The organism is Rhodococcus sp. Leaf247, from assembly GCF_001426185.1.
Lineage (GTDB): Bacteria > Actinomycetota > Actinomycetes > Mycobacteriales > Mycobacteriaceae > Rhodococcoides.
This window is the reverse complement of the sequence record NZ_LMRP01000001.1, coordinates 1,421,131-1,433,221: the sequence shown is the minus strand read 5'-3', so window position 1 is coordinate 1,433,221 and position 12,091 is coordinate 1,421,131. Positions and strand designations below refer to the sequence as shown.

At 67.7% G+C, this 12,091-nt stretch carries 10 protein-coding genes; 6 read left to right on the top strand and 4 right to left on the bottom strand.

Features of this window, described 5'->3' with window-relative positions; genetic code table 11:
- Positions 1-51: 51 nt before the first annotated feature.
- Together ASG64_RS06720 and ASG64_RS06715 are read left to right on the top strand one after the other, a co-directional pair.
- Positions 52-1,947 (top strand): dynamin family protein, encoded by a 1,896-nt coding sequence (locus tag ASG64_RS06720; protein WP_042574296.1) that lies wholly within the window; start codon positions 52-54, stop codon positions 1,945-1,947.
- Positions 1,944-3,413 (top strand): dynamin family protein, encoded by a 1,470-nt coding sequence (locus ASG64_RS06715; protein ID WP_042574297.1) that lies wholly within the window; start codon positions 1,944-1,946, stop codon positions 3,411-3,413. Before ASG64_RS06720 ends, ASG64_RS06715 begins: the two co-directional genes overlap by 4 nt.
- A gap of 3 nt (positions 3,414-3,416) precedes the next feature.
- Here ASG64_RS06715 and ASG64_RS06710 read toward each other — a convergent pair whose 3' ends face one another.
- On the bottom strand, positions 3,417-3,974 hold the full coding sequence (locus ASG64_RS06710) for a hypothetical protein (RefSeq protein ID WP_156388270.1): 558 nt from the start codon (positions 3,972-3,974) through the stop codon (positions 3,417-3,419).
- A gap of 286 nt (positions 3,975-4,260) precedes the next feature.
- Here ASG64_RS06710 and ASG64_RS06705 point away from each other — a divergent pair, with 286 nt between their 5' ends.
- Entirely contained in the window at positions 4,261-5,475 is a 1,215-nt protein-coding gene (locus tag ASG64_RS06705; RefSeq protein WP_082043030.1) for a lipase family protein, read from the top strand.
- A 24-nt stretch (positions 5,476-5,499) separates the two neighbouring features.
- On the opposite strand, the gene ASG64_RS06700 is transcribed toward ASG64_RS06705, so the two are convergent.
- Positions 5,500-6,315 (bottom strand): hypothetical protein, encoded by an 816-nt coding sequence (locus tag ASG64_RS06700; RefSeq protein WP_056071319.1) that lies wholly within the window; start codon positions 6,313-6,315, stop codon positions 5,500-5,502.
- Positions 6,316-6,465: 150 nt separating this feature from the next.
- Between ASG64_RS06700 and ASG64_RS06695 the strand changes: the two genes are divergently transcribed.
- The gene (locus tag ASG64_RS06695) at positions 6,466-7,182 is read left to right on the top strand and encodes an SDR family oxidoreductase (RefSeq protein ID WP_056071318.1); all 717 of its coding nucleotides are present in this window, start codon (positions 6,466-6,468) and stop codon (positions 7,180-7,182) included.
- A 5-nt stretch (positions 7,183-7,187) separates the two neighbouring features.
- On the opposite strand, the gene ASG64_RS06690 is transcribed toward ASG64_RS06695, so the two are convergent.
- A complete protein-coding gene (locus ASG64_RS06690; RefSeq protein WP_056071314.1) occupies positions 7,188-8,318 on the bottom strand; it encodes an ABC transporter permease in 1,131 nt (376 codons plus the stop codon).
- Between the two features lies 1 nt (position 8,319).
- A complete protein-coding gene (locus ASG64_RS06685) occupies positions 8,320-9,159 on the bottom strand; it encodes an ABC transporter ATP-binding protein (RefSeq protein ID WP_056071310.1) in 840 nt (279 codons plus the stop codon).
- A 444-nt stretch (positions 9,160-9,603) separates the two neighbouring features.
- On the opposite strand from ASG64_RS06685, the gene dnaK reads away from it, so the two are divergent.
- Both dnaK and grpE read left to right on the top strand, forming a co-directional pair.
- Positions 9,604-11,448, top strand: coding sequence for a molecular chaperone DnaK (gene dnaK, locus ASG64_RS06680; RefSeq protein ID WP_042574304.1), 1,845 nt, complete (start codon positions 9,604-9,606; stop codon positions 11,446-11,448).
- 44 nt (positions 11,449-11,492) lie between these two features.
- Positions 11,493-12,053, top strand: coding sequence for a nucleotide exchange factor GrpE (gene grpE / locus ASG64_RS06675; RefSeq protein ID WP_442971127.1), 561 nt, complete (start codon positions 11,493-11,495; stop codon positions 12,051-12,053).
- Positions 12,054-12,091: the final 38 nt, after the last annotated feature.

Below are 12,091 nucleotides of genomic sequence, written 5' to 3'. Positions count from 1 at the left end.
CTGTTCGCGTCATTCGCTCGACCGCTGCTACCGCACACAGATCGGGACCACATGCAGAACACCGCTCAGCCTGCGTCACAGGCCGCACCGTCGCCCTCGCTCGCGACACAGGCAGGACAACTGGCGGAACTGCTCTCGCGCATGGGCGAGATCGCGAGCACGTCGGGGCGTCGGGACCTGGTGGATCGACTGTCCGCGGCCCGTGAGCGTGTGCTCGATCCCCGTCTGCGCATCGTCGTCGTCGGACCGCTGAAACAGGGCAAGAGCCAATTCGTGAATTCGCTGCTGGGGCTCGACGTCTGCTCCGTCGGCGACGACGAGACGACGGCCGTCCCCACGATGGTCGCCTACGCGGAGACCGAGCGCGCCGAACTGGTGATCGCCGAGATCGGCTCGGACCCCGTCCGGATCGAGGTGCCGATGGCCGACATCCACGCCGTCACGCCCGCCGATCCCCGCGCCGAGGGACGCGAGATCCTCCGCCTCGAGATCTCGGTTCCGAGTCCGCTGCTGAAGGACGGGCTCGTCGTCATCGACACACCCGGCGTCGGCGGACACGGCAATCCCCACGCCAACAGCACTCTCGGACTGGTCACGTCGGCTGACGCCGTTCTGGTCCTGTCCGATTCGAGTCAGGAATTCACCGAACCCGAGGTCGCCTTCCTGCGCCAGGTGGTGAGCCTGTGCCCCGCGGTCGCGTGCCTGATCACCAAGACCGACCTCTACCCGCATTGGCGACGCATCGTCGACGCCGACCGGGGACACCTCGCCCGCGAAGGTGTCGACGTTCCGCTGATGCCGATCTCGTCGATGCTCCGCTCGCACGCTCTGCGGTTGAAGGACGAGTCGCTGGACAAGGAAGCCGGGTTCCCGGCGTTGTACGACTTCCTGCGCGGCGTCGTCCAGCGTGCGGATGTGTTGACGCGCAAGGCGGTCGCGCTCGACGTCCGCTCCGTCTCCGAGCATCTGGCCCTCTCGCTCGGTAGTGAACTGGCCGCGTTGCGCGACCCGGAGGCCGCCGCTGCGGCCGTCGCGGGTCTGCAGCGCGCGCGGGCGAGCGCCGAGGAGATGCAGAAGCGCAGCAGCAAGTGGCAGCAGACGCTGAACGACGGCATCACCGACCTCGCGTCCGACATCGACCACGATCTGCGTGATCGCCTGCGCGTCATCACCCGCGAGGCCGAGGAGGCCGTCGACGGGGGAGACCCCGGCAAGGACTGGCCGCAGATCGGTGAGTGGCTCGAGGACCAGATCGCCTCGGCTGTCGGGGACAACTTCGTGTGGGCGCACGAGCGGTCACTGTGGTTGGCCGAGACGGTGGCCCGACACTTCGCCGAGACCGCCGACGCCCATCTGCCCGCCGTGAACATCTCCGACATCGACGGTGTCATGGACCCGGTGACGTCGCTGGGCGACCTCGAATCAGGCCGCATGGGCATCACGTCCAAGGTGCTGGTCGGCATGCGCGGCTCCTACGGCGGTGTGCTGATGTTCGGCCTCATCACCACGATGATGGGCCTGGCCCTGCTCAACCCGATCTCCCTCGGTGCCGGAGTCCTGTTGGGCAGCAAGGCATACAAGGACGACAAGGAGTCCCGCGTCCTGAAACGGCGTGCCGACGCCAAGGTGGCCATCCGCAAGTTCACCGACGACGTCAGCTTCCAGGTGGGCAAGGAATCGAAGGACCGGTTGCGGCAGGTGCAGCGACTTCTGCGTGACCACTTCACCGAGATGGCGGACCAGACGATGCGCTCGGTGAGCGATTCGTTGCGCGCCGCCCAGGAGTCGGCGAGCGTCGCGACTTCCGAACGCAGCACGCGCACAGCGGAATTGGAGCAGACGTTGAAGAAGATCGCCTCCCTGCGGTCGGTGGCCCAGCGGCTCGATCCCGAAGCGGTGGAGGCGGCAGCGCAGGACAAGACGGCCGAGATCGGACCGGCGTCGTGAGTGTCACTCTCGATCGCGCCCGCGAACTCGTCGTCGCCGCCCAGGCGGAGTACGCGCACTCGCCGGATGTCCGGGATGCGTTGCGCGTCTGCGCCGATCGGCTGGACGAGCCACTGCGCGTCGCTCTAGCCGGATCCCTGAAGGCGGGAAAGTCGACGTTGCTCAACGCTCTGGTGGGCCAGGACATCGCACCCACCGACGCGACCGAGTGCACCCGCGTCGTCACGTGGTATCGGCGGGGGAATTCACCGTCGGTGACCGCCCGGTACGACGGTGAGCACTCCATGAGCATTCCCGTGTTGCGCCGCGGAGGACGGTTGTCGTTCGATTTCGGCGACCTGACAGCGGACCGCGTCGACCGGCTCGACGTGGAGTGGCCGGCGCGAACGTTGGCGCGCAACACCATCATCGACACGCCGGGTACGTCGTCGCTGTCGCGCGACGTCTCCGAGCGGACGCTGGCGATGCTGACTCCCGACGACGCCGCGTCCGGTGCGGATGCCGTCGTGTACCTCCTGCGCACGTTGAGTTCGTCGGATACCTCGTTCCTCACGCGCATCAACGACGCGGTCGGTGGCGACTCCGGTCCTCTCGGCGTCGTCGGTGTCGTCTCCCGTGCCGACGAGGTCGGTGCCGGCCGGATGGACGCGATGATGTCGGCCAAGGAAGTGGCCTCGCGCTTCGCGGTGGAGCTGGAGAAGACGGGGCTCTGCCAGGCCGTCGTGCCGGTCGCGGGACTGCTCGCGCTGGGGGCACGGACGTTGCGGCAGAGCGAGTTCGCCGCTCTCGTCGCCCTCGCGGACGCACCACCGGACGATCTGCAGCTCGCGATGCTGTCCGCGGACAGGTTCGCCCGCCCGGACATGCCCCTTCCGGTCGACGCCGAGACGCGCGCCGGTCTGGTCGACCGCTTCGGTCTGTTCGGCATCCGGATGGCCGTCACGCTGATCCGGATGGGAACCCGCGACTCGCCCTCGCTGGCGCGGGAACTGGTGGAGCGCAGCGGACTCGACGAACTCCGGCACATCATCGATGTGCAGTTCGGGGAACGCGCCGATCAGCTCAAGGCGCACTCGGCACTGGTGGCGCTCGAGCGTGTGCTGCGGGCGTCGCCGGCCTCGGGATCGCGGGCGATCATCGACGAGGTCGGCTACACCCTGTCCGACGTGCACGGATTCCGCGAACTGCGGCTGCTGGGTCAACTGCGTGCCCGCGAGGTCCGGCTGCCCGAGCAGGAGAAGGCGGAGCTGGGTCGGTTGATCGGCTCCGGTGGCATCGACACGGCCACGCGCCTCGGCCTCGATCCGGACGACTCCGTCGAACTGCAACGCAAGACGGCCTTCGACGCGGTCCGCACCTGGCGCTCACGTGCCGCTCATCCGTTGCTGGACAGGTTCACGGTGCGCGCATGCGAGATCGCCGCGCGCAGCGCCGAGGGGATTCTCGCGGAGCTCGACAGGATGTGACGCTCAGCGGCGCGCCGGTGCGGCGGACAACCATTTTCCGACGGCCGGCGCGTACAGCGGCGCGGTAGCCAGCACAGCCAGTCCCGCCACGACGAACGGTGCCCAGGTGGTCGGCTGGACCAGGGCGTCGGACACGGCGATCCAGAACGCGACGGCTCCCGCTGCGGTGACGACGCCGGTGACGGTCAGAGTGGAGCGCCCCGACGGGCGTCGTCCACGGATCTGCAGGATCCCCGACAGTCCGACCAGCAGCACGACGACCGCGACCGCGGCTCCCGCGATCAGCGTGATCATGACGGTGGAGTCGATGTCCTCGGCCGACGTTCCGGGTGTCTCGGCCGTGAGCACGTCGGTCAGGCGGTCGCGGAGGCCGCGGTAGTCGAGCGCGAGGAGGGCGGCCGTCGCGACGAGGGCGACGAGGCACAGGGACCACAGCGCCACCGCGAGGTCGACGGCACGGGGGCGCTCGTCGGGAACGGGGTCGCGCAACGGGGTGACCCGTACGGACGGCCTGGGCGGCTTGGGTGGAGTCGGTACGCCCGCATCTTCCGGATCACTCATACGCCAAGGCTAGTGCGTCCGATTGGTCCGTTGCCGATCGTGCTCGACCACAAGGGTCCGGGTGTGTCGGATGGATGCGGTCCAGAATGCTGTGACGACCCCGGACGCAGTTTCGTTCAGTGGTGCGCATCACTTACGGTCACATCTATCTGTTCCGCCGGGTGGGCGCTCTCATTGCCGTCGACCCCGTTCTCGATGGGATGCAACGTCAGTGCGTAAGTCACGTATCGCGGGCCTCGGCCTCGCCCTGTGTGTCGGACTCCTCGGAGCCGGCACGCCCACCGCCATGGCGGAGCCTCCGGGCCCCGCCTCCGGCTTCTACACCCCGCCCAGCCCCCTCCCGGCCGGTAACGACGGTGACCTCATCCGTACCGGGCCGTCCAACCTGGCGTTGTCGCTGCCCCTGCCGCAAGGCGGGATCCCCGGCAGTGCAACGCGGTTGATGTACCGCTCGCAGGACGCGAACGATGCCCCGGTCGCGGTGACCGGCACCTACATCGATCCGTTCGCCGAGTGGACGGGCCCGGGACCCCGGCCCGTGGTCGTCATCGCCCCCGGCACGCACGGTCAGGGCGACCAGTGCGCGCCGTCGCATCAGCTGAACAACGTCCTCACCTACACCCCCGTGCTCGGACTCATGGTCGAGTACGAGCTGCTCTCCACCTACGCGTTGCTGGCCCGCGGCTACGGCGTCGTCATCACCGACTACGACGGACTGGGCACGCCGGGCGCGCACACCTACGTCAATCGCGCCGCAGAAGCGCACGCGGTGCTCGACGCGGCCCGCGCCGCGCAGCAGCTGGGCAACACCAAGGTCGGCCCCGATTCCCCGGTGGGCCTCTGGGGTTACTCCCAGGGCGGCGGCGCCGTGGCAGCAGCCGTCGAGCTCGCTCCCGAGTACGCCCCGGAGCTGGACATCAAGGGCACCTACGCCGGCGCGCCCGTCGCCGATCTGGCAGCGACGCTGGCACAGGTCGACGGCACCATCCTCACCGGTGTCATCGGTTACACCCTGAACGGTCTGCGCCGGTCCAACCCCGAGTTGGGCCCGATCATCGACGCGTCGACCAACCCGGCCGGCAAGGCTGCGCTGGCGGCACTCGAGAATCAGTGCGTCGTGGAAAGCGCACTCACCGTGGGCTTCCACCGCACCAACGAGTGGATCACCACCGGCGAGTCACTGTCGGACTACCTGAAGCGGATCCCCGAGGCGCAGACAGTTCTCGCCGAGAACAAGATCGGTAACCGCACGCCCACCACGCCGGTCTACATCGACACCGGCACGGGCGACGACATCGTTCCGCACGGCCAGGCCGTCGACCTCGCCGCCACCTGGTGTGGAAAGGGCTCGAACGTCCAGCTGAACACTCAGCAGCTGCCGTTCTTCCTCCCCGGGCTCGCGCTCGGCCACGTCCTGCCCGACTTCATCGGACTCGGCGCCGGCACCAACTGGCTCGACGCACGGTTCCGCGACGTCCCCACAGCGGGCAACTGCGCCTGACCCGTCACCGCCGAAGCGCCTCGATCACAGTCGATCGAGGCGCTTCGTCGCGTTCCGAACCCTTGCGGTCGTGGCGTCCTTCTCCGACGCCGCCTCGGAATGCGCGTCCTGCGCCGCCTTCAGTTCTTGACGTGCCTTCTCGAGTTGCTCGGTGAGGGCGTCGACCGACTCCTGCAGCTCGTCGACGCGATGGTCGGCCTTGTCCAGCGCGTCGGTTGCGTCCTGCAGCGCCGCCTCGGCGTCGTCGAGTTCGGCCTGTGCGCGGGCTCGCTGCTCGTCCTTCTCCCGTTCGGCGGTGTCGTCGGGTTCGGGTTCTTTGGCGGGTTCGGGGTCTTCGGCTGGTTCGGGATCGACGGACACGAGCCCCATAGGGCCGAAGCCGCTGTACTCGGCCGCACCCAACATCCGGCCGCGCCGCACCTCGTCGGCGATGTCCGCATCGGACAGTGCCGCATTCAAGCTCTGGGTCACCTCGCGCACGACGTCCTCGCCGATCGGGTGACCGCGATCCTCCGCGATCTCCGCGGCCCGGTTCGCCAGCGCACGCACGGCCCGTTGCCGCTGCTTCGTCAGCGTGCGGAGGGTGGCGCCCGAAAGATGTTGCTGCGCTTCCCGTAACGCTTCACCGAGGTCGAGCAGATCTGCGACATCGTCGTCTGCGTCGCGCACCGTCACATTGAGCACCCACCCGACGATCGTCGGTTTGCGCAGCGCACCGATCTGCTTGGCCAGGGCCTTGTCGCCATCGGAACGCGCCTGCTTCTGCCGGTCGGTGCGCGCGGCGACGAAATCGGACGGGTCCAGCCCGTACAGCTCGTCGGCCACCTCGTCGAACGTCATGCTGGTCGATTATGCCGCCTGGCTCCTGCCATAGCTTTCGTTGATGGCAAGGCGCGGAACAATCGATAGCGCGACGGGATGATGCTGCGGGCCCGGTGCGCTGAACCTTCCGTGGCCGCGAGAGACGGGGCTGCGGAAGGGACACACGACATGAGCACCTTGCAGAACACCCGGATCCTGCTCGTCGGCGGCTCGTCGGGCATCGCGCGTCGCATCGCCGAGGACGCCCTCGCGGCCGGCGCCGAGGTCGTGCTCGGGGGACGGCGGCCCGAAACGCTCGCCGACACGGTCGCCGAACTAGGCCCGGGAGCCTCGGCGGTGCACCTCGACCTCGACGACGAGTCCTCCATCGCCGGCGCCGCCACGACGCTCGGACCTCTCGATCACGTCGTGTCGCTCGCGGCGAACCACGCCAACGGCCCGATCACGGGTCTCGATCGCGCCGACGTCGAGGGCGCCTTCGCCGCCAAGGTGATCGGCCCGATCCTGCTGGCCAAACACTTCGCGCCCGTGCTGCGTGAGGGCGGCTCGTTCGTCTTCTTCTCCGGTGTCGCCGCATGGAAGCCGGCACCGGGCCTCGCCGTCATGGCCACGACCAACGGTGCTGCCGCATTCCTCGTGGAGGCCCTCGCCGTGGAGCTCGCGCCGCTGCGCGTGAACGCCGTCTCGCCCGGCATCGTCGACTCGGGCGCCTGGGACGGGATGGGCGACGACAAGCAGGCCATGTTCGATGCCACCGCGGCCAAGAACCCCGCTCGGCGAGTGGGTCGACCCGACGACGTCTCGGCCGCAGTACTTCTCGCGCTCACCAACGGCTTCGTCACCGGAACCACCCTCCACGTCGACGGGGGTGGACGGCTGAGCTGAGCGCCTCAGGCGATCCGCACGCCCCTCGGCAGGGTGCGGGCAGGAACGCGGAGTCTGCGAGCGGCGACGGTGAGTCCGAAAGCCCCCAGGATGACGTTGACGGCCAGCCCGAGGTACCAACTCCGCCCCACGTCCGCAGACTCGAAGGCGGCCTGCTTCTGGTAGAAGCCGGTGATCGATCCGTCCGAGCTGTAGGTAGACACGGACTCCGCGCAGGTCGGCTCCGCGATATAAGGCCCGGTTCTCGCCGTCGACAACAGTTCCGCGACTGGCCTCGCCACACTGGGGTCGGGTGGACGCTGGTCCGTCGGCCAGACTCGGACGCTCGGGTTGTCGTGCGCCGCCACTACATCCGGGAGCATGAGGAACGGGTTCGGTGCCAGCAACCACCAGATCCGCTCGGTGTGGTTGTAGCTGCGGACGGCGGTCACGTCGCGACACTCCGGGAAGGAGTCGTACGTGGCGTCGTCGGCGTACATGTACTCGGCTTCGACCACGACGTGATCCTCGGCAGTCGTCGTATAGAGCAGGCCGAACAGTGCCGGGAGGCCCAGGACGAGGAAGAACACCGTGGCCTGCGTCAGGACGGCCGAACCTGCCGGCCGAGCGGTCAGCGCGGAGTACCCCAGCCCGATCCCGCAGTAGCACAGGAAGATCAGGCAGAGAACGATCACGCCCAGCACTGATATGCCGACGCCGTACGGAGCGGCGACGATCCCCCACACCAGGTATGGCGACGCCACGGCGACGAGCGCGAGGCAGGACACCCACGACCCGAGAAGTTTGCCGACGGCCAACTGCCGGTGGCTGATCGGTGTCGCCTGCACCACGGCGAGCGTCGCGTCCTTGCGGTCACCGTTGATCGAGGTCGCCGTGAGGGTGGGGGCGAGTACCACGCCGAGGAACAGCTCGACTCCGAGCACGACCGCGTACAGATTGCGCGCCCAGCCGTCGTAGTTCGCATCGGCCTCGTCCACAGACAGAGCCAGGTACATAGACCCGAACACGGCCAGCGAGATGACCGTGAACGTGACGGCCAGGGTGATGCGCCACCGGGTGGTGCGCAGTCGCTGCCGCAGTTCGAGGCCGATCAGCACGCCGACCACCGACCACCAGCTACTCATCCGTGCCGCCATGTCAGGTCCTGTCCGCGTCGAGTGCGAGGTAGGTGTCCTCGAGCTGCGAGTCCACCCGAGCGAACTCGGCGACCTGCGCGCCCGACTCCACCAGGGTGCGGAGGTGCTGCGCAGCGGCCTGCTCGTCTGGGAAGTGCAGGATCGTCGCCGAGGACGCGGGACGACCGGCTTCCCGCACACGCCATGACCGTTCGACCGACGGCGCGGAGTCCCGCGTGCGGCCGTCGGTCATGACGATCACGTCGTCGACCATTTCCGACAACTCGGTGAGGATGTGGGACGAGACCAGCACGGCGCATCCCCCGTCGGCGAGGCGTCGGATCTCGTCACGTAGTTCGACTCGCGAGCGCGGATCCATGCCGGATGCCGGCTCGTCGAGCAGGAGTAGTCGTGGACTGTGCACCAGTGCGCGTGCGAAGCCGAGCCTCTGCTTCTGACCGCGGGACAATTCGTGGGCAGGTCGGTCGGCGCGGTCGTCGAGGTGCACCTGCTGCAGGAGCTCTGCGGCGCGCGCACGGGCATCCCGCGACGACAATCCGTGCAATCGTCCGAACGTCGACAGGATCTCCGACGCGGTCAGGCTGTCCCAGGTGCCGAACACATCCGGCATCCACCCCACGGCACGCCGAAGTGCGACCGTCTCGACCGGCGACCCGTCGAGCTCGAGGGTCCCGGAGTCGGGAGCCAGGAGGCCGGCGAGCATGAGCAGCAGCGTCGTCTTGCCGGCGCCGTTGGGTCCGACCAGCCCGGTCACCTTGCCAGGGGTCAGCGTGACGTCGGCGTGGGCGACCGCTGTGTGGCGTCCGAACGAGCGGGTGAGACCTCGGGCCGTCAGGGACATGCCGTGGACCCTAACTGCCGGGCGCTCGGGCGAAGTGCACGTGTCAGGCCGTGCCCGAGTGTCCACAACTCGCTGTCATCGACGGGATCCCGTCGATCCGGTCGACTTCTGGACGCTCGTGCACGTTTCTGCACACAATCGCGCCGGAATCTGCCGTTCGGTAGAAAAGCGTGCGATCGGGTGCAACCAGATGCACCCACCGTGCCTCAGTGTCCACAACTGGCTGTCGTCGACGGGGACGCAGTCGACTCGTGGACGCTCGAGCACGCCCGGACGCAACGGGAACAAACACGCGCACCCCTCCGTTGAGCCGTACGACTGCCATTGAGCGTGGGTCACTCAAGTACAACTTGACGGGTCGAGGATCCGGAAGGCAAACTTGAGTCCAGTTCGCTCAGGCAGACGCCTTTCGAAACATCTGCAGCATCTATCAGGAGGTTACAAATGGCTCGTGCCGTCGGAATCGACCTCGGGACCACCAACTCGGTCGTGTCAGTCCTCGAGGGCGGCGAACCGGTCGTGGTGGCCAACTCCGAGGGTGCCCGCACCACCCCGTCCATCGTCGCGTTCGCCAAGAACGGTGAGGTCCTCGTCGGTCAGTCCGCGAAGAACCAGGCCGTCACGAACGTCGACCGGACGATTCGCTCGGTCAAGCGCCATATCGGTACGGACTGGACTGTCGCCATCGACGACAAGAAGTACACGTCGCAGGAGATCAGCGCCCGCACTCTGATGAAGCTCAAGCGTGACGCCGAGGCGTACCTGGGCGAGGAGATCACGGACGCCGTCATCACCGTTCCCGCGTACTTCGAGGACGCACAGCGTCAGGCCACGAAGGAAGCCGGCCAGATCGCCGGCCTCAACGTCCTGCGCATCGTCAACGAGCCCACCGCGGCTGCGCTGGCGTACGGCCTGGACAAGGGCGAGAAGGAACAGACCATCCTCGTGTTCGACCTCGGTGGCGGCACGTTCGACGTGTCCCTGCTCGAGATCGGCGACGGTGTCGTCGAGGTCCGCGCCACGTCCGGTGACAACCACCTCGGTGGCGACGACTGGGACGAGCGCATCGTCACGTGGCTCGTCGACAAGTTCAAGGCTCAGAACGGTATCGATCTGACCAAGGACAAGATGGCTCTCCAGCGCCTGCGTGAGGCAGCGGAGAAGGCCAAGATCGAACTGTCCTCGAGCCAGAGCACCTCGATCAACCTGCCGTACATCACCGTGGACGGCGACAAGAACCCGCTGTTCCTCGACGAGCAGCTCAGCCGTTCCGAGTTCCAGAAGATCACCTCCGACCTGCTCGACCGCACTCGTGCGCCGTTCCAGGCCGTGGTCAAGGACTCGGGTATCGCGGTCAAGGACATCGACCACGTCGTGCTCGTCGGTGGCTCCACCCGTATGCCGGCAGTGTCCGAGCTGGTCAAGGAGCTCTCCGGTGGACGCGAGCCCAACAAGGGCGTCAACCCGGACGAGGTCGTGGCCGTCGGCGCCGCACTGCAGGCCGGTGTGCTCAAGGGTGAGGTCAAGGACGTTCTGCTCCTCGACGTCACGCCGCTGTCCCTCGGCATCGAGACCAAGGGTGGCGTGATGACCAAGCTCATCGAGCGCAACACCACCATCCCCACCAAGCGGTCCGAGACCTTCACCACGGCGGACGACAATCAGCCGTCGGTGCAGATCCAGGTCTTCCAGGGTGAGCGCGAGATCGCCTCGCACAACAAGCTTCTCGGCTCGTTCGAGCTGACGGAGCTGCCGCCCGCACCGCGCGGTGTTCCCCAGATCGAGGTCACGTTCGACATCGACGCCAACGGCATCGTGCACGTGACGGCGAAGGACAAGGGCACCGGCAAGGAGAACACGATCAAGATCCAGGAGGGCTCCGGCCTCTCCAAGGAGGAGATCGAGCGCATGGTCAAGGACGCCGAGGCTCACGCCGAGGAGGACAAGACCCGTCGCGAGGAGGCCGAGACCCGCAACCAGGCCGAGTCGCTCGTGTACCAGACGGAGAAGTTCGTCAAGGACAACGAGGACAAGGTTCCTGCGGAGACCAAGGAGAAGGTCGAGTCGGCCATCGCCGAGGCTCGCACCGCTCTGAACGGCACCGACATCGCCGCCATCAAGGCAGCGGTGGAGAAGCTGAGCACGGAGTCGCAGGCTCTGGGTCAGGCACTGTACGAGTCGGCAGCAGCCGACGGAGCGGGTGCCGACGGCGCCGCCCCGACCGACGGTAGCGACGATGTCGTCGACGCCGAGGTCGTGGACGAGCCGGTCGACACGGACAAGAAGTGAGTGCTGACGACACCGGGAACGGCGTTCCGGACGTGGATCCCGCCGTGGAGGAATCCCTCGCGGGTTCCGCCACGGCGCCCCAGCCCGGCGGAGATTCGGACCCGGTAGACGCAGAGTCCGGCGAGCCGGAGGTTCTCGAGGCCGAGAGCCCCGAGGCCGCGCCGGAGAAGGACGAGAAGGCGGAGCTCACGGCCGACCTGCAGCGTCTGAGTGCGGAGTTCGCCAATTATCGGCGACGCGTCGCACGGGACAAGCAGGTGGACATCGACAACGCCAAGGCGTCGGTGTTGGCCGAGTTGCTCGGTGTGCTCGACGATCTGGACCGGGCGCGTCAGCACGGCGACCTCGAGAAGGGGCCGCTGAAGTCGGTGGCGGACAAGCTCGAATCCGTCATCACCGCTCAGGGCGTCGTCGGTTTCGGCGCCGAGGGCGACGCGTTCGACCCCGCTCTGCACGAGGCTGTGCAGCACGAGGGTGATGGTTCGAATCCTGTGGTCGGCAGTGTCTTCCGCAGGGGTTACACGGCGCGCGACCGAGTGTTGCGCACCGCCATGGTCGCCGTCGTCGACGGATCAGGCGCCGATGCGGCGTCCGACCAGGCATAGTTCTCGACAGTGAGTGACGTGGAAGGAGGAGGCAACCG